At 45.2% G+C, this 24,246-nt stretch carries 24 protein-coding genes; 19 read left to right on the forward strand and 5 right to left on the reverse strand.

The genetic code is table 11. The annotated features are described in order from the left end of the window. Position 1 precedes the first annotated feature (1 nt). The 14 genes from FHS57_RS26855 to FHS57_RS26920 all read left to right on the forward strand — a co-directional run bounded on the left by FHS57_RS26855 (position 2) and on the right by FHS57_RS26920 (position 14,378). Positions 2–1,546, forward strand: a complete 1,545-nt coding sequence (locus tag FHS57_RS26855; RefSeq protein ID WP_183979133.1) for a cytochrome c peroxidase — start codon at positions 2–4, stop codon at positions 1,544–1,546. Positions 1,547–1,618: 72 nt separating this feature from the next. Continuing rightward, entirely contained in the window at positions 1,619–2,218 is a 600-nt protein-coding gene (locus FHS57_RS26860) for a Crp/Fnr family transcriptional regulator (RefSeq protein WP_183979135.1), read from the forward strand. Between the two features lie 163 nt (positions 2,219–2,381). Then, complete coding sequence (locus FHS57_RS26865; protein ID WP_183979137.1) at positions 2,382–2,846, forward strand: c-type cytochrome; 465 nt, start codon at positions 2,382–2,384, stop codon at positions 2,844–2,846. Between the two features lie 108 nt (positions 2,847–2,954). Beyond that, positions 2,955–4,994, forward strand: a complete 2,040-nt coding sequence (gene nosZ / locus FHS57_RS26870; protein WP_183979139.1) for a Sec-dependent nitrous-oxide reductase — start codon at positions 2,955–2,957, stop codon at positions 4,992–4,994. 70 nt (positions 4,995–5,064) lie between these two features. Beyond that, positions 5,065–6,105: a nitrous oxide reductase accessory protein NosL gene (locus tag FHS57_RS26875; RefSeq protein WP_183979141.1), complete on the forward strand. Its 1,041-nt coding sequence runs from the start codon at positions 5,065–5,067 to the stop codon at positions 6,103–6,105. Positions 6,106–6,145: 40 nt separating this feature from the next. Continuing rightward, the gene (locus tag FHS57_RS26880) at positions 6,146–7,411 is read left to right on the forward strand and encodes a nitrous oxide reductase family maturation protein NosD (RefSeq protein ID WP_183979142.1); all 1,266 of its coding nucleotides are present in this window, start codon (positions 6,146–6,148) and stop codon (positions 7,409–7,411) included. A 4-nt stretch (positions 7,412–7,415) separates the two neighbouring features. Next, positions 7,416–8,135: an ABC transporter ATP-binding protein gene (locus tag FHS57_RS26885; RefSeq protein ID WP_183979143.1), complete on the forward strand. Its 720-nt coding sequence runs from the start codon at positions 7,416–7,418 to the stop codon at positions 8,133–8,135. Then, positions 8,132–8,899: an ABC transporter permease gene (locus FHS57_RS26890; protein ID WP_183979144.1), complete on the forward strand. Its 768-nt coding sequence runs from the start codon at positions 8,132–8,134 to the stop codon at positions 8,897–8,899. The genes FHS57_RS26885 and FHS57_RS26890 overlap by 4 nt, the downstream gene beginning before the upstream one ends. Positions 8,900–8,994: 95 nt before the next feature. Next, on the forward strand, positions 8,995–9,546 hold the full coding sequence (locus FHS57_RS26895) for a fasciclin domain-containing protein (RefSeq protein WP_183979145.1): 552 nt from the start codon (positions 8,995–8,997) through the stop codon (positions 9,544–9,546). A gap of 8 nt (positions 9,547–9,554) precedes the next feature. Beyond that, positions 9,555–9,845: a cupin domain-containing protein gene (locus tag FHS57_RS26900; RefSeq protein WP_183979146.1), complete on the forward strand. Its 291-nt coding sequence runs from the start codon at positions 9,555–9,557 to the stop codon at positions 9,843–9,845. A gap of 34 nt (positions 9,846–9,879) precedes the next feature. After that, the gene (locus FHS57_RS26905) at positions 9,880–10,269 is read left to right on the forward strand and encodes a hypothetical protein (RefSeq protein WP_183979147.1); all 390 of its coding nucleotides are present in this window, start codon (positions 9,880–9,882) and stop codon (positions 10,267–10,269) included. Positions 10,270–10,357: 88 nt separating this feature from the next. Next, a complete protein-coding gene (locus FHS57_RS26910) occupies positions 10,358–10,798 on the forward strand; it encodes a viral A-type inclusion protein (RefSeq protein WP_183979148.1) in 441 nt (146 codons plus the stop codon). Continuing rightward, positions 10,795–13,161 (forward strand): TonB-dependent receptor, encoded by a 2,367-nt coding sequence (locus FHS57_RS26915; protein ID WP_183979150.1) that lies wholly within the window; start codon positions 10,795–10,797, stop codon positions 13,159–13,161. Before FHS57_RS26910 ends, FHS57_RS26915 begins: the two co-directional genes overlap by 4 nt. Before the next feature lie 29 nt (positions 13,162–13,190). Next, positions 13,191–14,378: a sialidase family protein gene (locus FHS57_RS26920; protein WP_183979152.1), complete on the forward strand. Its 1,188-nt coding sequence runs from the start codon at positions 13,191–13,193 to the stop codon at positions 14,376–14,378. Positions 14,379–14,412: 34 nt separating this feature from the next. Here FHS57_RS26920 and FHS57_RS26925 read toward each other — a convergent pair whose 3' ends face one another. Further along, the gene (locus tag FHS57_RS26925; protein ID WP_183979154.1) at positions 14,413–14,754 is read right to left on the reverse strand and encodes an L-rhamnose mutarotase; all 342 of its coding nucleotides are present in this window, start codon (positions 14,752–14,754) and stop codon (positions 14,413–14,415) included. Between the two features lie 15 nt (positions 14,755–14,769). After that, complete coding sequence (locus tag FHS57_RS26930; RefSeq protein WP_183979155.1) at positions 14,770–15,366, reverse strand: hypothetical protein; 597 nt, start codon at positions 15,364–15,366, stop codon at positions 14,770–14,772. 49 nt (positions 15,367–15,415) lie between these two features. Here FHS57_RS26930 and FHS57_RS26935 point away from each other — a divergent pair, with 49 nt between their 5' ends. The 5 genes from FHS57_RS26935 (at position 15,416) to FHS57_RS26955 (ending at position 19,261) form a co-directional block, all read left to right on the forward strand. Then, positions 15,416–15,871 (forward strand): nuclease A inhibitor family protein, encoded by a 456-nt coding sequence (locus tag FHS57_RS26935; protein ID WP_183979156.1) that lies wholly within the window; start codon positions 15,416–15,418, stop codon positions 15,869–15,871. A 37-nt stretch (positions 15,872–15,908) separates the two neighbouring features. Then, the gene (locus tag FHS57_RS26940) at positions 15,909–17,384 is read left to right on the forward strand and encodes an aldehyde dehydrogenase (NADP(+)) (protein ID WP_183979157.1); all 1,476 of its coding nucleotides are present in this window, start codon (positions 15,909–15,911) and stop codon (positions 17,382–17,384) included. Positions 17,385–17,561: 177 nt separating this feature from the next. Then, positions 17,562–18,473 (forward strand): SPFH domain-containing protein, encoded by a 912-nt coding sequence (locus FHS57_RS26945; protein WP_183979158.1) that lies wholly within the window; start codon positions 17,562–17,564, stop codon positions 18,471–18,473. A 23-nt stretch (positions 18,474–18,496) separates the two neighbouring features. Beyond that, positions 18,497–18,934, forward strand: a complete 438-nt coding sequence (locus FHS57_RS26950) for an NfeD family protein (RefSeq protein WP_221225741.1) — start codon at positions 18,497–18,499, stop codon at positions 18,932–18,934. 114 nt (positions 18,935–19,048) lie between these two features. Then, positions 19,049–19,261: a Kazal-type serine protease inhibitor domain-containing protein gene (locus FHS57_RS26955; protein WP_183979159.1), complete on the forward strand. Its 213-nt coding sequence runs from the start codon at positions 19,049–19,051 to the stop codon at positions 19,259–19,261. On the opposite strand, the gene FHS57_RS26960 is transcribed toward FHS57_RS26955, so the two are convergent. From FHS57_RS26960 to FHS57_RS26970, 3 genes are all read right to left on the reverse strand, one after another. Continuing rightward, positions 19,262–20,593 carry a Gfo/Idh/MocA family protein gene (locus tag FHS57_RS26960; RefSeq protein WP_183979160.1) on the reverse strand — a complete coding sequence of 444 codons (1,332 nt, stop codon included), beginning with the start codon at positions 20,591–20,593 and terminating at the stop codon, positions 19,262–19,264. Positions 20,594–20,952: 359 nt separating this feature from the next. Further along, positions 20,953–22,569, reverse strand: coding sequence for a phosphoenolpyruvate carboxykinase (ATP) (gene pckA / locus FHS57_RS26965; RefSeq protein ID WP_183979162.1), 1,617 nt, complete (start codon positions 22,567–22,569; stop codon positions 20,953–20,955). 145 nt (positions 22,570–22,714) lie between these two features. Continuing rightward, positions 22,715–24,214, reverse strand: a complete 1,500-nt coding sequence (locus tag FHS57_RS26970; RefSeq protein ID WP_183979164.1) for an FG-GAP repeat domain-containing protein — start codon at positions 24,212–24,214, stop codon at positions 22,715–22,717. Positions 24,215–24,246: the final 32 nt, after the last annotated feature.

Here is a 24,246-nt window from a genome sequence, read left to right on the forward strand (position 1 = left end):
GATGAATACGCGTATTACCCTTGTTTTCTCTGCCTTTGGCTTTTTGTTGTTGTCGTTTTGCCGCAACCGCCAGGACGAGCTTTTTACCAAACCGAGCCACTTTCCCGAACCCGTCTATAAGTTTCAGGAAAACCCGCTCACGCCAGCGGGAGTTGCGTTGGGAAAAACGCTTTTTTACGACGCTTTACTCTCCAAAGACAACACCGTCAGTTGCGGCAGTTGCCACCAACAATCGGCAGGTTTTACCCAACATGGACATCCATTGAGCCACGGCATCAACGATTTATTGACCAAACGAAATTCGATGCCGTTGTTCAACTTGGCGTGGTCAACCGACTTTGGCTGGGACGGCGGCGTACATCATTTGGATTTATTCGCCATTTCTCCCTTGCAAAACCCCGCCGAAATGGACGAGTCGTTACCCAATGTGTTGGAAAAACTCAGGTATTCAAAAACCTACCCCGCCCTGTTTGAAAAAGCCTTTGGTACCGACGAAATCAACACCGAACGTTTCCTCAAAGCCTTATCTCAATTTATGTTGACGATGGTTTCGGCCAATTCACGCTACGATAAATGGATGCGAAACGAAGGCGGTGCGCTGACCGAAACCGAGCAAGAAGGGCTTGCGCTGGTAGAACAAAAGTGCGCCCCTTGTCATTCGGGGGTGCTATTTTCGGATTTTAAGTATCGAAACAATGGCCTTCCTACGGCCGTCAACACCGACGAAGGGCGCTACGACATTACGCTTCACGACGAAGACCGTTTTAAGTTTAAAGTACCGAGTTTACGGAATTTAGCCTTTACGGCTCCTTACATGCACGACGGGCGATTGGGCACCCTCGAACAAGTGCTTGAACATTACAGTTCGGGCATCGAAAAAAGTGCGACGGTGGACCCGCTTTTGGTAAAAAATGGGCAAAAAGGAATTGCGTTGACGGCAGAGGAGAAACAAAAAATCATTGCTTTTCTCCAAACCCTCAACGACGAATCGTTCGCAAAAGACCCCCGCTTTTCGGAGTCAGACGCGGCACCCGCTCCTGAACTCGCCGAATTTGCCAATACCGATTGGGAAAAAGTTGACTTACGAACTGACAATCCCGTCATCAAATCAACCCTCGCCAAAGCCCTGAGTTACTACTGGGGAATCAAACAAGGGCTGTTGACAGACAATGGAAAAGAATCGTCGCGCTCGGCCAAGTTGTTACTCAATTTGCTCGAGAACATCGACCTTTCCACCGCTGCTCCCATCCAAAAAGCATTTTACCTAAAAGTATATCAAGACCTTGGGTTTGATACCGAACACGTGGCTGAAACCGAGTCGGTGGCCCACCAACGCGACCACTTTGGTGACCTAAGCAAGAACTTATTCCGACTTATCAAATCGTTCAAAACCAACGACAAACCATTGTACTATTACACCTGCCCCAAGGCCGCCAACGGCATCGGCGGGTTTTGGCTATCAGAAATCAACGACGAAAAGGGAAATCCGTTTTTTGGAAAAAATGACAAAAAATGCGGCCAAATTGTAATGACGGCGTTGGAGTAAGCCTGACATTTATCATAAAATTACTCAGAAATACTACTCAATTTGTTTGTTGTTTTCAAAAACGATAGACAAATGGCAGGAATTCCGTCGGCATTATTACAACAATACGGAGCATCGCTCAACCGCTTTGTTAAAGGTGAATATATCTTTTACGAAGGTTGGCCTGCACATTTTTACTTTCAGGTAGAGGAAGGAACTATCAAGATGCTGAATGGAGGTGAAAATAATGATTATATCCAAGGTGTTTTTTCACAAGGAGAAAGTTTCGGCGAGCCGCCCTTAATTGGAGACTTTCCCTATCCTGCCGATGCCCGAGCGATTTCCAATGCAAAGGTGTGGGTCTTAAAAAAGGTCGAATACCTGCGTTTGCTACGCGAAAACCCAGATGTTCACTTTGAGCTTATGAAGGTATTGGCCAAACGACTCTGCCACAAAACCAAGCTGCTCAACGCCATGAATACGCAAAGCCCCGAACAGCGAATTTTAACCATTATTGATTTTTTCAAACAGAAATCGCACCGCTCTGGAGATTGCTTTGAAGTCCCCATCACCCGACAAGCCATCGCCGACATGACAGGACTCAGGGTAGAAACGGTCATCAAAAAAGTGATTCAACTCGCAGATATAGGAGAGTTAAGAATTGCTAATCACAAAATTATGCGACCTTGGTAGGTATATTTGTTACCATTTAAAGCCCCAAACAGGGGCTTTTTTTATGCCTTATCTATTTAACAATCCTGCCAAAGATTAGGGAAGTGTTATGATTCAAACCATAAGTTTTTGGTTCTCAACGGCTGTACGTTTGCACAGTTGTTAACCAAAAACAAATTCCCTAATGAAACGTGTACTCATCTATTTGCTCGCACTCACCCCCTTTCTTTGGTACGGGTGTTCTGGAAAAGGAGCCGAGCAACGAGCCGAATCTCCAGAAACAGATCCAAAAGAGATTTTGGAACAGCCCGAATCCCACGGAACGGAAGTAAAAGAGGTAGCTCTTACCACTCCACTCGACCCCGCTTTGGTCAAAAAAGGAAATGACATTTACGACCTAAAATGTATGTCGTGCCACAAACTCACCGACGAAAAACTGGTTGGGCCAGGGTGGAAAGGCGTTACTACAAAACGTAAACCCACTTGGGTTATCAACATGATTACTAACGTGGACATGATGCTCGCCGAAGATGCCGAAGCTCAAAAACTGTTGGAACAATGCCTAGTTCGAATGCCGAATCAGAACATTACTGCCGAAGAAGCCCGCAGCGTGTTAGAATTTATGCGTAAAAACGACGGTGAAAAATAACGGCTAGGTCAGACGATAGTCAGACCGACAAAAAGGCCATCAACCCTATTCTAACTATCGTCTGACCTAGGGGAAGAATAAACACAAATCACTTTAAACCATATTTCAATGAAAACCAATATCATCAAAGGCATCGCGGTCGCGGTGCTTGCTGGGGGCTTTTTTGCCTGCAAACCCGACAACGCTGGTAAAAACGGCGGTTCGGAAATCGCAGGCGACGCTGCCCAAAAAGTATATGTTGCCCCAGGAAAACATGACGAGTTTTACAACATTGTTTCGGGAGGGTTCAATGGCCAACTTTCGGTCGTGGGCTTGCCTTCTGGAAGGGTGTTTAGGATTATTCCCGTCTTTTCTCAATTTGCCGAAAACGGCTGGGGCTACAGCGAAGAAACCAAACCAATGCTCAACACCTCGCACGGGTTTGTACCTTGGGATGACTCTCACCACGTAGCGCTCTCGACTACCAACGGCGAGCACGATGGGCGCTGGGCGTTCATCAATGGCAACAACACCCCACGTATTGCCCGCGTCAGCCTTTCGACGTTCCGCACCGATGAAATTATCGAATTGCCTAATTCTGGTGGAAACCACTCTTCGCCATTTATCACTGCCAACACTGAATATGCCGTGGCAGGAACCCGTTTTTCGGTACCACCCGATGCCAACGCCGATGTTCCCATCAGTAGTTTTAAACAAAACTTCAAAGGGTATATCAGTTTTGTAAGCATCGACAAAACCACTGGCCACATGGGAGTTAAGTTTCAATTGAAAACCCCTGGGGTAAGTTTTGACTTAGCACGGGCTGGAAAAGGTAAGTCGGATGGATGGTTCTTTTTCTCATGCTACAACACCGAACAAGCGGCTTCTTTGTTAGAAGTAAATGCTTCTCAAAAAGACAAAGACTTTATTTTGGCCGTCAATTGGAAAAAGGCAGAGGAGTATTTAGCCCAAGGCAAAGGCAAAAAAGAAGCCGCCAAGTATGCCCACAATGTGTACGATGAAAAAACACATTCGGCCAACTCAACCATCTTGACGGAGGTGATGACCCTCGACCCCAAAGAGTGCCCAGGGATGTTGTACTTTATGCCTTGTCCCAAATCACCCCACGGCTGCGACGTTGACCCCACAGGAAGTTACATTGTGGGTTCGGGCAAATTGGCGGCGGTTATTCCTGTGTTTTCGTTTGACAAAATGCAAAAAGCGATTGCTTCCAAAACCTTTGATGGAGATTTTGACGGCATTCCTGTGTTGAAATATGATGCGGTATTGCATGGAGAAGTGAAAAAACCAGGCTTAGGCCCGCTCCACACTGAATTTGACGGACAAGGAAATGCCATTACTTCGTTTTTTGTATCCTCAGAATTGGTCAAATGGAACATCGAAAAATTGGAAGTTCTTGACCGCGTTCCTACTTACTATTCGGTAGGTCACTTGTGTATCCCAGGCGGCCCTACAGCCAAGCCTCACGGCAAATACGTAATTGCGTACAACAAAATCACCAAAGACCGCTATTTACCAACAGGTCCAGAATTGACTCAATCGGCACAGTTGTACGACATATCGGGCGATAAAATGAAGCTCTTACTTGATTTCCCAACCATAGGAGAACCCCACTATGCCGAAGCTATTCCAGCATCGTTGGTAGAGAAAAATACCAAGAAAATATTCAAACTAGAAGAAAACAATCACCCTTACGTTGCTAAAGGCGAGAAAGAAACCAAAGTAGTACGCAAAGGCAATGAGGTCCACGTCTATATGACGTCGATTCGTTCACACTTTACCCCTGACAATATTGAAGGGGTGAAAATGGGCGATGAAGTATTCTTCCACGTCACCAACCTTGAACAAGACTGGGACGTTCCGCACGGATTTGCGGTACGTGGCGCTCAAAATGCCGAAATTCTCATCATGCCTGGCGAAACTTCGACGCTTCGTTGGAAGCCTACGAAGGTCGGCGTAACTCCAATGTACTGTACTGATTTTTGTTCGGCACTTCACCAAGAAATGCAAGGCTACGTACGGGTATCTTCAGCGGGTAGTAACGTTCCGTTGACGTGGGGAACGGGCAAAACGCCAACCGCCGAAGCTGAAAAGAAAACAGCAAGTGCAAAACCCAAACTGAATACACCTAAAGTAGCAATGAAATAAGGTTTCCACTACTGACAAGGGGGCAAGCACCTCGTTTGCTCCCCTCTGTCGGTTTTCAAAAACTATTTTTATGAAACCCCTCCGTCCGTTTACCATTGGTAGTTTGTATGTGGCGTCATTGTCGCTCATTGCTACCTATTTTCTCCCACTTTGGCGCATCGACCTGTGGGCACCACAGTACCCCGAAGGACTTTCGATGCAAATCTGGCTCAACAAACTTTCGGGGCAAGTCGAAATTATCAACGGCCTCAATCACTACATTGGCATGGCGCACATCAAGGAAGAAATGTTTCCTGAATTTAAGTTTCTTTCTTATATCGTTGCTTTTTACATTGCTTTCGGAGTGTTAACTGCTTTTTTGAAAAGCCGTAAAATGCTCATCAGTTATTTGGTACTGCTCATTGTAGCGGGAGTTGCTGCCCTATACGATTTTTGGAGCTGGGGCTACGAATACGGTCATAATTTAAGTCCCGATGCGGCTATTAAAGTACCAGGTATGTCGTACCAGCCCCCATTGATAGGCTACAAAGAACTTCTCAACTTTGGAGCATATTCCATTCCTGATGCAGGAGGCTGGGTATTTGTAATTGTGGGCGTCATCGTCATTCTTTTGGTCGCCTGCGAAACCTATTTTTGTCAGCCAAAATCCAGTTTAACGCCTAAAAGCAGCGTTTCACCCACTTTGATAGTGCTTTTGTTGGGAACATTTGTAACTCTCCAAAGCTGTGCTCAACAGCCCGAGCCTATTCGCTACGGACAAGAAGCCTGTGTGTTTTGTAAAATGACGATTATGGACAAAAAATTTGCGGCTGAAATTGTGACTGACAAAGGAAAAGTATTCAAGTTCGACGACCTGAGTTGCCTATCAAAATACCTGAAAACCAACAAATTACCAGAAACCTCTCTGTCGTTTATCGTTGTCAATGATTACAATAATCCAGGGGAGTTAATTGATGCACGCACGGCCATTTTTGTCAGTAGCCACGATTTGAGTAGTCCGATGCGAGGCGATGTAGCCGCTTTCTCCAACAAAGCCGCTGCCGAAGCATTAAAAGCAAAATTTTCAGAAGCAAAATTACTTACGTGGAAAGAGGTTTTTGACAATTTTTAAGATGAACAATTTCGCTAATTATAGAACACGGATTGGACGGATGAAACAGATAATCACAGATTTAATCCCTTTTAATCTGTTCAATCCGTTACATCTGTGGGCCATTTTTTTCGTCTTTTCTTTGCCTATACAGGCTAAAACGTGGGAAATCAGCCCAAAAAACTCGCTCAAACAAGTCATTATTCAAGCCAATGCGTACGATACACTTCTGATTAAGAAAGGATTATACCGAACTGGAAACATCATCATTGACAAGCCCTTAACCCTGATTGGACAACATTATCCTGTTTTAGACATTCAGTTTAAAAATGAAATTTTCACCGTAACATCGAGTGACGTTATCATCAAAGGCATCGAATTTAGGAACGTGGGAATGACCAGTATGATTGACTGGGCAGCCATCAAAGTACTAGAAGCGAGCAACGTTCAAATTATAAACAATCGCATTCGGAACTGTTATTTCGGCATTTATTTATCGGCCTCCGACCATTGTTTGGTACAAGGGAATGACATCGAAGGCAACCCCAAAGAAGAACAAAATACTGGCAACGGTATCCACGCGTGGAAATGTGATAGCATACTTATCCAACGCAATCACACCCAAGGGCACCGCGACGGTATTTATTTTGAGTTTGTGACCAATTCTACCATCCAACACAATGATAGTCAAGGCAATATTCGTTATGGATTGCATTTTATGTTTTCGCATAACAACGGTTATTTCTACAATCATTTTCACAAAAACGGCGCAGGAGTAGCCGTGATGTACACCAAATTTGTGACTATGAAACACAACGTTTTTGAGCAAAATTGGGGAGGGGCAGCCTACGGACTTTTGCTTAAAGACATTTCAGATAGCCACATCGAACAAAATATGTTCAAAACCAATACCGTCGGCGTATATATGGAAGGGTGTAGTAGATCGGTATTTACTAAAAATCAGTTTATCGAAAACGGTTATGCTCTCCGCGTCCAGGCCAACTGCGACGATAACTCACTTACTTACAACAACTTTCGCGGAAATACTTTTGATGTAGCCACCAACGGAGAAGTTGTTTTAAACCGTGTTTCGCACAACTATTGGGATAAATACGAAGGCTACGACCTCAACCGCGACGGCATTGGCGATGTGCCTTTTCGCCCAGTAAGCCTCTACGCCACTGTTATAGAGCGTATTCCTCAGGCCATGATGTTGCTCAGGAGTTTTACCGTTTCACTTCTCGATCGCATCGAAAAAATTATACCAACCCTTACTCCTGAAGGAATGAAAGATGAAAAACCATTGCTGAAACCCCTAAAATTATAAACCCATGATTCGCGCAGAAGCAATTTCAAAATCCTTTGGTAAACTCAACGTCCTCCGTGAAATCAGCGTGCAGCTTGAGGCAGGGCGGGTAGTAGCGGTCATAGGGCCCAATGGTTCGGGTAAAACCACCTTTATCAAAACACTGCTCGGAATGGTTGTTCCTGACCGAGGAAGGGTGTTATTTACGAATCAGGCCATTACAAAACAACATACTTATCGCTCACAGATTGGCTATATGCCCCAAATTGGTCATTATCCAGCCAACCTGAAAATCAAGCAGTTGTTTGAAATGATGATTGATATACGCAATGATGCCACTATGCAGTTAGACGAGGATTTGGTAGCAGCTTTTCAGTTAAAAGCATTATTTGAAAAACCATTAGGAACATTGTCAGGGGGAACCAAACAAAAAGTAAGTGCGGCTTTGGCATTTCTATTTAATCCTTCTGTATTGATTTTGGACGAACCTACGGCTGGTTTAGACCCGCTATCAAGTGAAGTCTTGAAGGATAAAATTCAGAAAGAATCCCAAAAAGGGAAACTCATTTTGATTACTTCTCATGTGATGTCAGACTTAGACGAACTCGCCACCGATGTACTGTATCTGCAAGATGGAAGCGTACAATTTTATAAAACTATCGCCGAACTCAAACTTGAAACGGGCGAGAGTAAACTTGGTCGCGTGATTGCCCAACTAATGTCAAAAATCCCCCAAATGTCATGAATAAAATCACCAAATACGTCCTATACGACATCATCCGAAACCGTTTCGTGATGGGTTATACCCTACTGCTATTGGCCATAAGCATGAGCTTTTTTAGCTTCGAGTCCGACCCCAACAAAGGGCTTTTGAGTTTACTAAACATCATTTTAATGGTCGTGCCGTTGGTTAGTATCATTTTTTCGACCATTCATTTTTATAATTCATACGAATTTATTGAGCTGATGTCGGCACAACCACTGAGTCGAAAAGCCATTTTTTTAAGTGAATACATGGGCGTTGCTACTTCTTTGAGTTTAGCTTTTTTAGTCGGTGTCGGTCTTCCTACCCTTGCTTTCGGTGGTGGTGAAAGCAGCCTTATATTGATAATGAGTGGGTTTCTCCTCACACTTTCTTTTGTCTCTCTAGCATTTCTAGCTTCCGTCATCACCCGCGACAAAGCCAAAGGCATTGGCCTCGCACTGGTGATATGGTTTTATTTTTCTTTGGTATATGACGGACTGGTTCTCAGTATTTTATTCTCCTTCAACGACTATCCACTCGAAAAAGCCATGCTTGTACTGACTGCTCTCAATCCTACCGATTTAGCACGAATCATGGTACTGATGAAAATGGACATTTCGGCCTTGATGGGCTTTACGGGTGCTGTTTTTCAAGATTTTTTTAGCACCAATTACGGGTTACTGGTAGCCATGTTTATTCTTATGAGTTGGGTAGTACTTCCAATTACTATTGCCTGCCGAATTTTTCAAAGAAAAGACCTTTAACTAGGTCCGACGATAGTCAGACCGAAAATTCTGACGCTAATCTGGCTGTCGTCTGACCATACAAATCAATCCTTTTAAACAAACCTCTTACAACAATGAAACATCAACTCCTTTCTCTTACATTCCTAGCCATATTTGCGGCTTGTCAATCATCCCAAGAGTCGAAAGATCAATCAACTGCTGCTACTGCCGAAAGTGCGCTCGCTGCTGGGCAGTCGGGCGTAGAAGACAATGATTCACAAAAAGACGTCGTAAAGGTAGCCGTAGGGTCGCCCGACCATACCACGCTCGTCAAAGCAGTTCAAGCCGCAGGGCTTGTTGATGCGCTTTCCAACGCAGGGCCTTTTACGGTGTTTGCACCCACCAATGCCGCCTTTGACAAACTTCCCGCAGGAACCATCGAAGACTTATTGAAACCAGAAAACAAAGACAAACTCAAGGTCGTTTTGGAGCATCATGTCATGACGTCTGCACTGGCTGCCGATTTTTTCCAAGAAGGGCAAAGCATGGGTATGGTCGATGGAACCAACGCCACTTTCCACCTCAAAGGAAAAGATGTGTATATCGGTGATGCCAAAATTCTAGCTTCAATACGCGCTTCTAATGGCTATGTTCACGTAATAGATGGTGTTGTTGTTCCTAAATAAAATTTACCATGACCACCCACAATATCCCCGAACTATTGCCGTACAGCGGCATTAAAACCAAAAAAATTGAGGCTAATGAGCACTTTAGAGTGGTGCTCATTAGCCTTCAACAGGGACAACGTCTCGATGAACACACCTCTCCTACCGATGCTTTCATTTATGTATTGGAAGGCAATGCCAATTTCAATTTGGAAGGAGTAGCTCACTTTCTGTCGCCTGGTGATGGGTTTTCGTTCAAAGCCCATGCAGAACATTCAGTCAACGCGCTTACAGATTTTAAGATGCTTCTGTTTAGATAAATCCCGTACCTTTGCAAAAATTTTGGACAATCAAATGAATCCCAAACGGCACATAGCATTCTTTTTGCTCCTGCTTGTCAGCTTCAAAACGCTGGTAGTGCCGTTTGTGTATCTTGATTTTGAGTTACGCAAAGAATACATCGTTCATCACCTTTGCGAAAACCGCTTTAAACCCCAATTGCACTGCGACGGAAAATGCTATTTGGCCAAACAACTCCAGAAAGTAGCCGAAGATAACGCCCGCCAAGAAACGCAAAAACAGAGCGATACCGTCAAAAAACTCCTTCAAGAAGTTTTTGATGACACTCCTTTGACGATTCCAACCCTTTCCTTTGCTTTCATTCACAAAGAGCAGCTGTTTTTGTACCAGTGCTCTCCTCAACAAGGCTTTCTAAACAAGCTGATTCTTCCTCCTATTGCCTAGTGGTTTCGGGTACGTATTAAGTGTACTTTTTGCTCCCTCCAAGGAGCAACGGAAATTAGTTTTACACTAGTAGCATTAGTCAAACCAAATGAAAATCAAGCACATACTTTTGTGCGGATGGTGCATTACGTCTGCTTGCAGCAATCCACAAAAAGACCAAGCCGAAAAACTTGAGAAAGAAGTCATGATGATTCACGATGCAGTGATGCCCAAAATGGGAGAACTCATTTCGCTCAAATCAGCCATTAGCAAGCGCATTGCGCAGTTGGATAGCATTACCCAAAGCACTCCTACAGATTCGCTTTCTCATTCCTTACTTAAAAATGCGCTTCTACTTAGCAGTCAGCTTAAAAAAGCAGACGACGGGATGATGGATTGGATGCACCGCTACAAGGGCGATTCGCTCAAAAAACTCGCTCCCGAAGAAGCCATCAAAGCACTGACTCACGAAAAAATCAAGATTGAACAAGTAAGCGATGACATGCTCAAAAGCATTGAAGACGCTCAAAAATTCCTGAAACAACAATGAAAAATTTATATATCACGCTCCTCGTTTTCTGCGGAGCGATTTCGCAACTACTTCATGCTCAATCGCTAAAAGGTAAGATTTTTGATGCGGCTACCAAAGAACCCATTATTGGAGCCTCCGTTCACATCATCAATACCAACACAGGCACTGCCAGCGACAACAACGGGTCATTTGTCTTTCAAACTATTGCCAAAGGTGCTAAAATTCGTATTTCAACGATTGGGTTTGTTTCTCAAGAAATTGAAGTTACGTCGGAGAAGTCATTGAGCATTGCGTTAGAACCCGCCATCGAAAACCTCCAAACGGTTGTCGTGACGGGGAATCGCGAGGCGGCACTTCGTACCCAAACACCCATCGCGATTTCGAAGCTATCGCCCAAAATGATTGAAGAAGCAAAACCAACAGCGATTTATGAGGTCATCAACAAAACGCCTGGGGTGATGATGGTCAACCTCAACAACGAGCAACATTCGATGTCGATTCGCCAGCCGATGACAACCAATGCTTACTACCTATACTTGGAGGATGGTGTACCAATCCGCCCAATGGGCGTGTTCAATCACAATTCGTTGCTCGAAATGAATCAGTTTACCGTGAGTTCGATTGAGGTAGTGAAAGGCCCCGTGTCTTCCATTTACGGCCCAGAAGCGGTCGGTGGAGCGGTCAATTTCATCTCACAACGACCCACCGCCGTGCCTACCGCTCGCATCGGCCTCCAAGCCGACCAATGGGGCTACCGCCGCGTTCAGTACGGGGCGGGCGCTACCTTAGGAAAATTTGGGATTTACGTAGGAGGCTTGGTTGCTGAGCAAAAAGAAGCGTGGATGACCAGTTCAGATTATACTAAAAACGCACAATACGCTCGTTTGGAGTATCATTTTACGCCAAAAACTCGCTTGATTTATACCGTTTCGTATGCCAAGTACAACTCACAAACCAGCGGGAGTGTCGATAGCGTCGCTTTTTATAATCGCCAGTACATCAGTACAACTGATTTTACGTACCGTAAATCTTACTCACTCCGTACACGATTGACCTTGGAGCACGAGTGGAAAGATGGCTCACAATCGTTCTTAACCGTCTTTGGACGTGACAACAAACACGGGCAAAATCCAAGTTACGGTATTCGTTGGACGTCGGGAGCGACTACAGCGCGGGGTGAAATTAACTCCAATGATTTTCAAAGCCTTGGGGTGATTGCTCAACACACCCAAAAATTCAATTTTCTGAACTCAAAACTGATTGCAGGTGGAACCCTTGATTTCTCTCCCAATAAGTACTGGTCGTACCAAATCGACTTAGCGGCTCAACTTCGTGCCGACAAAAAATCGGTTGAAAAATACACCATTATTAAAGAACGACCTGATATTCAAATTGCCAACTACAATGCTGACATTTTAAATACAGCATTTTACGTTCAATACGATTTTGAGCCAATTAAAAACCTTCGACTTTCGGCAGGTTTACGGTACGATAATATGTCGTTTGACTTTGTCAACAACTTAGACATCGACAAAACTACCAGCCAAGCGGTTGGAGGGAGTAAATCATACAAACAAACTACGCCAAAATTAGGATTGACGTACGATTTGGGCCAAGGAAAAGGGGTTTATGCCAATTTCTCTAAAGGTTTTGCCCCCTCAGGGCTGACCGCTATTTTTCGTAAACGCCCTACTCCTGCTGCCAATGGCGACTTGTTCTATTATAACTTGATTCCAGCCACGTTCACCAACGCTGAAGTGGGGGGATGGGTGTCTTTGTTGAAAAACAAAATATACATTGATGCGTCTTTGTACCAAATGAACGGCAGCAATGAGCTCCTCAATATTCGCCAGCCAGACAACTCAACAGATTATCAGGCGGCAGGTAAGACGTTGCATAAAGGAATAGAACTAGGCATTACTTACAAACCCTCTAAACAAATTTTTGCCCGTATTGGCGGCACTTATTCGATTCACCGTTTTGTGGAGTTTATTCTTAGTCAAAAAGCCTCAGATGCTCTTAAAGACGTAAATGGCAAAGATATGCCTTCGGCTCCTCGATGGGTATGGAACGGCGAAATTAGCTATTATCCAAAATGGTTTAGAAATTTCCGCACCTCTGTTGAATGGCAGCACGTAAGTAAATGGTACCAAAATCAAGTAAATACCATCGCTTACAACGGCTATGATTTGGTTAATTTCCGCGCAGGTTATCAGTGGAAAGGCATCGAGTTGTTTACCAACATTATGAACCTCACCGACGCCCTCTACGCCACCAATGCTACCCGTGGTAATGCCTCAACTGACCGTACTACGTTTACCCCTGCTGCTCCTCGAACCTTTGTACTTGGGGTACATTACAACGTTGCTGGGAAAAAATAAGAAATCTTATAAACAACCATTTATCCCCTATGAAATACCTTGCATTGCTTCTTGTAATAATCAGCGGCTTAGAACGAATTATTTCCAAAACGATTCCGCTTTCTGACCCTAGTAAAACGGGTGCTACCCCTCGTTTTACTACCGACCAGCGTGGCCGACCTGTATTAAGTTGGGTAGAAAAAGAAGGCGAAAAAAATCAGTTCTTTTTTTCGGTGTCAAACGATAATGGAAAAACGTTTGGAGACAAAGTAGCCATCGGTGCGCCAAGTAACTGCTCGGTTCACGCCGAAGGGATGCCTCGTATCGCCTTCAAGTCAGACGGAACCATTTACGCCACTTTTGAGCTAAAAAAACCGACCAAGGAAGCTGCTCGGGCTTCTGATTTGATGTATATTACTTCCAACGATAATGGGCAAACGTGGTCGTCCCCAAAAGCACTTCACCGCGATACCACACCAGGAAAAGGGCATTCGTTTAGTGATGTGGCACGTTTACCCAACGGAGAATTAGGATTTGTATGGTTGGATGATAAACTGGGAAAGTACGAAGGAAGAAGTGTAAAATTTGTGCAAACTCTTCCCAACGGCGGGTTTTCGGAAGAAGTGGTGGTCGATTCAAACGCCTGTCAATGCTGCCGAACAGTCGTATTTGTTGATCATTCGGGGCACATTCATCTCACTTACCGCGACCTAAATGCCGATGGCACCAGAGACATGAGCCATTGTGTCTCCAACGATGGTGGTCATACATTTTCTATTCCAAAACTAGTTCACTCCGACTTGTGGAAAATTAATGCTTGTCCGCACACAGGCCCCAGTATGACACAAGTAGGGAAAGACTTATTTGTGTCATGGTTTAGTGGTACCTCTGCCAACCATGAAGCGGGCATTCGGATAGCCAAACTTGGGCAAGAAAAATTGTATTCTTCGGAGTTAAGCGTCCGCGCCAAGCACCCACAATCAGCGGCCTATCAAGGAAGCTTAGCCGTTGTCTGGGACGAGTCGATGGAGAAAAATGACCGTTATTTTTCCAAAATTGCCCTTCGTTTTATTCATAAAAACGGAGCAGAAAAAACGACCTACCTCACAACTGACTTTGATAATGCCTCATATCCTGTGCTTCTATCCACATCGCAGGGATTATTGGTAGCGTACGAATTACAGAAACCAAACCAAGAACCTATTATCGTCGTCAGTAAAATTGACCCCGCACTGTAAACAAAAAAGCCCTCGTTACACGAGGGCTTTTTAATTAGTCGTTGGTTTCCAACTTAAATATATGTTTCATCAGCACCCATTTTTCGCCTTCTTTGGCCATGGGCAACGCTTGCTGATAGTTCCACATCAATGCTTCCCACGCTTGTACCGCAGGATTTGCGGCATCGGCTGCCCCTTTTGCTTCAAATGAAAAATCCTCGGTGGTTTCCATTATCATAAAAAGTCGATTTCCGACCCGATAAATCTCCATGTCCGTTATTCCCGACGAGACGATACTCTCAGTAATAGCAGGTTGGATTTTTTCGTGGTACTTTTCGTATTCAGCGATGAGTGCGGGGTCATCCTTTAAATCAAGGGCGAGGCAATACCGTGGCATCTGAGCTTCTGTGGTTTATTTTCCAAAAAGACCACCTAACAAGCCACCAAGGCCACCGCCTGCACCACCAGCATTACCTGAGTTTCCACCCAAAAGGCTACCGCCAATGCGCATCACATCATTCATGTCAAGTTTACCGTCAGCAAGGGCATAGCCAATTTGGTTAAAATCAAAACCACCTTGTTGCTGTTGCTGAGGAGCTTGTCCGCCCAACAACGACCCCATGATACCACCAAAGTCCATGCTGTTATCGTTAGGATTACTTGTTTTTGAAATCATTGAGCTAAGCACTCCTGGAAGAACTTGTGCGATGATATTTCCTGCTGCGCTGTTCGATAAGCCAAATTTCTCCATCAAGCTACCAATCGCGTTTTGAGCAATTCCAGCCACAATTGGATTGTTCATTAGGCTTCCACCTTGTCCGCCTTGGCCAGACAAAAGGCCCATCAAGCCGCTCAAATTTCCGCCTTGAGCTTCGTTTTGCAAGCCTCCCACGACCGATTGGAACACTGTTTGCATGGCAGCATTGTTGTTCTGATTAGGGATGGCAGGGTTATTAACGATGGCGTCCTGAGAATTGTCTTGAATAAGACTCATTAATTGCTCTAACATTGTCTTGAAAAAGTTTTAAGTTTGGCTCAAATTTAGAGATAATTTTAAAATGGAAAACATCCAAAAAGAGAATCTTGAGAATATCCCTCCTGTTGTTTCCGATGTTGAGACGCAATGGCAGGCAGAAGTCACTAATTTATTGCCTAATTTGTTGTATCCTAGCGAATCGGATGAACCTTTGGAATGGATTGATATTGCACAGGCGCAACCATCTCCGTTGACAATCAACAACTTATTGGTATATCTTTCCATCCCATTAGATACCTTTGTGGAGGAGATGGCTGTCGAAAATTTTTGGACTCCCGTCACCACAATAGAAGAATGGTACGAAGAAGAAGAGCGCCAAACGGTAGCACAATTTTTACAACTTAAAAGTTTATTGGAAACCCATTTAAAAAATTTCCAGGCTTTTAGAGTAGGACAAACTGAAATTGACCTGTATTTACTAGGACAGACTGCCAACAACCAATGGGCAGGTTTAAAAACCAAAGTAATCGAAACATAAATCAAACCACCGTAACATTTATTATTTTTTGAATACCATGTACCAAGACGCCACAATTTCAGAAATTAACGAAGCGATGCAGCGCGCCTACGCGGCTTTTTTGGAATACCGCCACAAAAGCGGTAAAGAAAAAGCCACGTTTATTCGGGCCGTTGCCGACGAAATAGAAGCCCTCGGAGAGGCTGTTATTGAAGTAGCCATGCGCGAAACGCACCTGCCGTCGGTTCGCCTTACGGGCGAGCGCGGACGTACCTGCAACCAGCTTCGGAACATTGCCGATGTGGTTGCGGAGGGTTCGTGGGTGGACGCCACCATCGACACAGCCATCCCTGACCGCCAGCCTTTACCCAAACCCGACATCCGCAATATGCTCGTTCCCATCGGGCCAGTTGTCGTATTTGGGGCAAGTAATTTTCCATTTGCTTATTCAACAGCGGGTGTTGACCCCGCAGCGGCTTGGGGTGCAGGTTGTCCCGTAGTTCTAAAAGCCCACCCTGCTCACCCCGAAACTTCGGAGATGGTTGCGGGTGCGGTTCGCAAAGCGATTGAAAAAACGGGGATGCCACAAGGACTTTTTGAGCACCTACAAGGAGCAGGTTTTGAAGTAGGCAAAGCGCTTGTATTGCACCCCAAAACGGCAGCAGTAGGTTTCACTGGCTCATACGTGGGAGGAAAAGCCTTGTTCGATTTGGCCAACCAACGCCCCGTACCTATTCCTGTTTTTGCCGAAATGGGCAGTACTAACCCTGTTTTCCTTTTACCCGATGCGCTTGAGAAAGAAGCGACCAAGTACGCTAAAATGTACGCAGGTTCTATCACGGGAGGCATGGGGCAGTTTTGTACCAAACCAGGCTTGATTATTGGAGTAGAAGGCGAAGGACTCGATACGTTTAGCAAAACCCTTGCCAACGAAATCCGTCAAATCGCTCCTGTGCCTATGTTACACGCGGGGATTGCGAAAGCCTTCCGTACCAAACGCAGTGAAGTCATTGGCCACGAAGCCGTGACAATAGACGCCGAAACCGAAGGAACTTACCAAGATTTAGACGGTATCCCGTCGGTGGCTTCCGTCAATGGCGATGATTTTTTACAAAACACGACCCTTCACCAAGAAGTGTTTGGGCCATTTTCATTGATTATCAAGTGCAAGGACACGGCCGAAATGAACGACATTATCGAACATTTGGAAGGACAGCTTACTTGCACCGTCATTGGAACTGACGCCGACCTCGCCAACGCTGCCGACTTGATTGCGGCCGTGAGCCTTTTATGCGGTCGGGTGCTTCTCAATGGCGTTCCGACGGGGGTAGAAGTTTGCGCAGCGATGCAGCACGGTGGGCCTTTCCCCGCCAGCACCGACGGGCGTTTTGGCTCCGTAGGCGCGCACGCCATCAAGCGTTTTGTGCGTCCGTTGGCATACCAAAACTTTCCACAACACCTTCTCCCCGACGAGCTCAAAGACGGAAACCCATTAGGAATCTGGAGAATGGTCAATGCGAATTGGGAAAAGTAATTAAAAATAAAAGGCAAGGAGCAAATTGCAAGAGGCAAAATAAAAGGTGCTTAGAAATTTCTAAGCACCTTTTATTTTGCCGTTCCTGTCTGATTTTTCGTCCTTCATCCCGAAAGACTTGAATCCTCGCCCAATGTCGCTTATTTTCGTTTCAACAATTTAACCTTAACTACTACTATGATTACGTTTGGAATAATTGCTGTACTCGCTTTTTTACTTGTTTGGATGACCGTAAAGGTCGTTCCACAACAAACTGCGTTTGTCATCGAACGCCTTGGCAAATTTTATGGTGTCCTTCAGCCTGGTATCAACTGGGTCGTACCTTTTTTTGACCGTATCGCCTATAAACATAGCCTAAAAGAAAAAGCGATTGATATACCAGAACAAATTTGTATCACCCGCGACAACGTTCAGGTACGCGTGGACGGCGTTTTGTTTTTACAGGTAGTCGATCCGCAGCGTGCTTCCTACGGAATTAACGATTATGTATTTGCCGTGACTCAGTTAGCCCAAACTACCATGCGTTCGGAAATTGGGAAAATTGACCTTGATAAAACGTTTGAAGAACGTACGACCGTTAACCACGCCGTGGTGCAAGCCATCGACGAAGCGGCGATTGGTTGGGGTGTAAAAATGCTCCGTTACGAAATTAAAAATATTACCCCTCCCCAAAGCGTTCTCCATGCGATGGAAAAACAAATGCAGGCCGAACGTGAACGTCGTGCGTTGATTTTGCAATCGGACGGAGAAAAGATGGCGGCTATTAACCAGGCAGAAGGACAAAAACAAAAAATAGTTCTAGAATCAGAAGCCTTAAAATTACGCCAAATTAATGAATCAGAAGGTCAAGCATCAGCCATTAAAGCAGTTGCAGATGCTACCGCTGAAAGCATTAGATTAGTTGCAGCAGCCATCAAAGAAGAAGGGGGTATGGATGCCGTTCAATTGAAAGTAGCCGAACAAATGGTACAGCAGTTCGGAAACTTAGCTAAGAGTACCAACACGATGATTCTCCCTGCCAACTTCGGAGACATGTCTTCGATGATTGCCACGGCGATGAGCGTCGTTAAGCAACAGGAAAAAAAATAATTAACCATTAATTTTTACCCGAAATGGAAATCTCATCCACCCAAATCTGGATTATCGTCGGAGTAGTGATGCTCATAGCAGAACTACTTTCAGTATCTTTCGTATTTGCTTTTATTGGTGTGGGGGCATTCGTAACTGCTTTGTTAACGTGGATAGGCGTGTTGCCCATGATTAATGCGCAATTGTTCTGTTTTTCGGTCGTGTCCGTTTTGTCACTGTTTGCGTTTAGAAAACCACTTCAAGCGCTTACAAAAAAGTCCTCCGATAAATCAATGGAATATTCCGAGTACGTGGGCGATAAAGCAATGGTCGTCATCGACATCCCTGCCGACGGGGAAGGGAAGGTTTTTTACCGAGGTACCGAATGGATTGCCCTCTCGAAATCGCACGAGCGCATTCACAAAGGCAAATCGGTTGTTATTCAAGAACTCGACGGCATTCGCCTCATTGTGGCAGAATAAAACACAAGCAATCAACTATTTACACAAAAAAAGTCACTGATTATCAGCGACTTTTTTTGTAATATCTCCAACCATTTTTACCAAAAGTGAGTCTTCATAGAAAAATATACGGCTATGCGGTTACTATTTATTTTCACTTTTTTATTGGCAATGACCAGTTGTAAAAAAGAACTCCCTCCAGAATGTGTGGAGAAGCCCGTTGACTCCTTTAATTGCTATCTCAGCTATGCGCCCGTTTGTGGTTGCAATGGTAAAACATACAGCAACGCTTGCTTTGCCGAAGCGTATGGCATTCTCAATTATACCATGGGTGCCTGCAAAAAATAATTAGTATTTAAACGGCTTACCTCCCGCCAATACTTCTTGTGATTTTGCATCAAACGTGACACGCTGACCTGTGCGGTAGGCTGCATTGGCCATAATGGTCGCGATTGAGTGCTGGTACCCTGCTTCAATTGGGGCATTAGGCTGCTTACGGCTACGCACACATTCCATCCAGTTTTTGATGTGGTTAAACGTCAGCGGGTCGTTACCTGTATTGGCACTGGTTTCTACTTTCGCTCCCTCTAATTTCATCGTTGGCAACAAGTTGGCTTGCAATCCCATTGCTTTCGCTTCGCGCTCACGCAAACCACCCGTTGGACTGATTTCGTTGGTATCAAGGTTAATCATACCACCGTTTGAGTAGTACAATTCCTTGGTTTCGCCCGCAGCGTTAGAAAAACGGCTTGTGAATTGCACTTGGAAACCTGTTTTTGGATCATCCAATGGGCCGTAATCAAACACTACCGTCAACGTATCTGGGTTCGTTCGGCCGTCTTTCCACTGGTAAATCCCGCCGTTGGCTACGGCCGAACGTGGGTGTGGCAAGCCGCTAAACCAGTGTACAGTATCAATTTGGTGACTCATCCATTGGCCTGGAATCCCCGAAGAATACGGCCAGAACAAACGGTACTCCAAGTATTTACGTGGGTCAAAAGCTGTTTTAGGGCGATTGAGCTGATAACGCATCCAATCTACATCCGACTCTTTCAAATCTTTGGTCAATTCAGGACGGCGCCAGCGACCAGGCTGATTGACGTTCCACATCAATTCTACCATCACGATTGGCCCAAACTTGCCCGACTTGATAAAATCGGCCGCTGCCCAGTAGTTTTCACCGCTACGACGTTGCGAACCAATTTGTACAATTTTGCCCGATGCTTTTACGGCTTTCAATACCGCACGGTTGTCTTCCATGGTTTCCGAAAGCGGTTTTTCGGCATAAACGTCGCAACCTGCTTGCACAGCCTCAATGGTATGAATGGCGTGTTGAAAATCGGCCGTACTCATAAAAACGGCGTCCACCACTTTGGCGTCATACATTTCTTCGTTGTTACGAAACGCCTTTACGTTGCCCCCTAATTGTTTGTCCAAGTAGGCTTTTCCTTCGTCGCGGCGGCGATTCCAAATGTCGGAAATAGCCGTCATTTCAAAGTTCATTTGCTTTGCAAGTTCCTTGAATGGCCCGACATGTGACGAACGGTGACGGTCTGAAAAACCAACTACCCCAACCCGTACGCGGTCATTGGCACCAATGATTTTGGCATAACTACTTGCCGACATGGCCGTTGCGGCACTGGCTAGAATTGACTTTTGTATAAATTCTCTGCGTTGCATGAGCGGAAACTTTGTTTAGTATGTCATTAAAGAAGACAACCTTTTTTCCTATTTACTTTCTAAATGCACAAAAATCCTACCTAAAATCCCATAAAATTTACGCAAACGTTCCCGACTGTAAGTCTCTAATTCAGGGGTTTGTGACGCGGGTTACTCGGGATGTAAGCATCCCTCTCCACAGTACGCACTCGTCGGGATGTGAGCATCCCTCTTCACAGTACGCACTCGTCGGGATGTGAGCATCCCTCTCCACAGTACGCACTCGTCGGGATGTGAGCATCCCTCTTCACGGTATGCACTCGTCGGGATGTGAGCATCCCGACGCACAAGAACGCACAAGAGCGTCCCGACGCTTAATTCTATTCGACACTCTGCACTCTCCCCTCGACATTCTCCAATGGTCCTGCGTGAATGATTTCTTCTGAGCAACCGTCTTTATAGGTTTCAAAGTTTTTGGTAAAAAGTGATGCCAATTTTTTCGCCGTTGCTACATAGTCTTCATGGCTTGCCCACGTATTTTGTGGAATCAATAATTCACTCGGAACTGCAGCGCATGATGTTGGAATTTCAAGCCCAAAAATAGCATCGACGACCGTAGGTGCCTTGGCCAATTCGCCGTTGTGAATCGCGTCCAAAATGGCACGGGTATAGCGCAATTTTATTCGTGAACCCACGCCATAGGCTCCACCCGTCCAGCCTGTGTTGACTAACCAAACATGGGTATCATTTTCTTGGATTTTTTGGGCCAGCAATTCTGCGTATTTGCTCGGGTGCCACACCATAAACGCCGCTCCAAAACAAGCCGAGAACGTCGCTGTTGGCTCTGTGACGCCCATTTCAGTGCCCGCTACTTTGGCCGTATAGCCACTAATAAAATGGTACATGGCCTGCGCAGGTGTCAGTTTAGAAACAGGCGGAAGTACTCCGTAGGCATCGCAGGTCAAGAAAATGATGTTTTTGGGATGACCACCTACGCACGGTATTTTAGCGTTTGGAATAAACTCAATGGGGTACGAAGCGCGGGTATTTTCGGTAATAGAGGTATCATCGTAATCAACTTCGTGCGTTGTGGGGTCATAAACGACGTTTTCTAACACCGTGCCAAACTTAATGGCTTGAAAAATTTCGGGCTCTTTTTCAGCACTTAAATTGACGGCTTTGGCATAGCACCCTCCTTCAATATTAAACACCCCATCGGCCGACCAACAGTGCTCGTCGTCGCCAATCAATTGGCGATGTGGGTCAGCTGAAAGGGTTGTTTTTCCCGTTCCACTCAAGCCAAAAAACAAAGAAACATCGCCGTCAGCGCCTTCGTTGGCCGAGCAATGCATGGATAACACGCCGATTTTGGGCATGATATAGTTCATAATCGTGAACACCCCTTTCTTCATTTCCCCCGCATATTCTGTTCCCAAAATCACAAACTGCTTCCGTTCAAAACACAAATCAATGCTCGTCCGCGAATTCATGTGGGTAGTATAGGGATTGGCTGGAAACTCACCCGCGTTGTAAATCACGTAATCGGGCTCGCCGAAGGTCGCTAGTTCCTCTTGCGTTGGTCGAATCAGCATGTTGTTCATAAACAAGGCATGATACGGGCGCGTACAAATCACCCGTACTTTGATACGATACTTGGCATCCCAGCCCGCAAACCCGTCCACGACATACATCCGCGTGCGGGTATTAAAGTAGTCGATAGCCCGCTGAATATTGATGTTGAACGTATGCTCATCCATCTTGATGTTCACATTTCCCCACCAAATATCATTGACACTTTCGGGGCGTTCAATGATGCGTTTGTCTTTGGGGCTGCGGCCCGTTTTTTCGCCCGAATCAAGCATCAACGCGCCTTTATCCGAAATAGCCGCCACTTTTTCGTACAAAATGGCCATTTGGTACAACTGAGCGGGCGACGCATTGCGAATCGTCTCTTTGTTTTTAATGCCGTACTGGAGAAGGTTGAATGAAGTGCTCATAAGAGAAAGTGAATGGTTGATGACATTTTGGTCAAAAAAGAGGAATAAATAATCCTCCCAAATGTACAAACCAATCCCTAACGAAGCACAGGATAACCGTCACATTTTCAGCACTTTTATGCTAAATAAGTAATGATAAATGTCATTATTGTTTTTTATTCTCCAACACCCAAAGTCCCCTTAACGACTGATTGACAGGGTTATGATAAGGGGGGCGTTCGAGGTAGCCGAGCAAGAGGTCGGTGTCGCCGTCGCGGTCGTAATCGGCTTTTTCCATCAGCATCCACTTGTCTTGGCGGGGCTGGGCAAAGGTTTTGGCTTTAAATTTGAGGTTACCTTGGTTTTCCAAAAACACAAATCCTTCTTGGGGTTTGGCGGGAAAATACGAAATCGCGGCAATGTCCACATCCCCGTCTTTGTCGAAATCTTCAGCAAGGGCCTTTGCGGCACCGTTTAAGCCAAAAAAGTACGCTTCTTTGAAGTGTAAATGACCGTCGTTTAAGAAGATACGAATCCCGTGATAGGGTTTCAAAATCATGGAATAATCGGCATTGTCGCCGTTGGCATAAAGAATATCAATGTTTCCATCACCGTTAAAATCGGCCAATTCGGCGTAGCTAGAGCCATATACGGGGGGAAAACGATGCAGTATTTGTTTTTCAAAACGTCCACCACCACGGTTGTAATAGACCACCATTTGTTCATCACCTTGCGCCAACAACACAAAATAATCGAGCTTACCGTCGCGGTTAAAATCGTAAGGCTGAACCACCCGCGCCCCTGCCAACGCGTCCAATTGAAACGCTTGATAGGTATGATTAGGCAGTTGTTTGTACCACGAAAATTGTCCCAAATGAAACCCAAACTCACACACCATCATATCGTTGAGGCCATCGCCATCCACGTCGGTAACGTACTGACTCACTGGCCGACGAAGGTTAGAAATCAAGGTTTTTGAATCCCATTTTTTTCCATCAGCCGCCTTTTTGTACTGAACCATTGTCCCCGTCATCTTGTCGTTGGGATCCATGATGCCCATCGCCAGCGCATTGAGGCTTCCATCGGTATTGAAGTGCACATCCGATGGCGCCGACCCCACGGTGATGGAGTCAGTTCGCTTAAATTGCCCATCCAAAATATGAATCTTTCCCGTGCGCGTACCGACGTACAACTTCTGGGTTTTGTCATCAAATTTTAGCATCGACACCATCGGTAGTTTTTCTACGTCTGGAACATCCGTTTTGGGAGCAAACAAGGTCAAATCACTTGAAATGGGGCAGTTTTTCGACGAATCGGGAAGTTTATCGGGGGCATTGGTAAGGTAATATTTTACAATTTTCTCCCACTCTTCTTTGGAAAGAATAGGGGTTTCTGGGTAAATATTCGCTTGCGTAAATGCAATAATTTCGTCGGTTGACAACTCTCCATACACGCTCATTGTTGGGGCAGGTTCTACTCCCAACCGAAGCGCCATTTGGGGCAGAACCCCCTTTTCCCACGTTTTTTTGTCCAACAAACTAGGAGAAGGCATCTCGTGACAACCACCACAATAACTCTGCGCAAGTCGTTCCTCTTCTGACTTTGAATTGAAATTACAGGCGTTTATTAACAGTATTAGTGCCCCAAATGCAATAATTTTTCTCATAGGAAGTGTTTACTTTGTACTCAAAAGCGAAA

The organism is Runella defluvii, assembly GCF_014195535.1.
Taxonomy (GTDB): domain Bacteria; phylum Bacteroidota; class Bacteroidia; order Cytophagales; family Spirosomataceae; genus Runella; species Runella defluvii.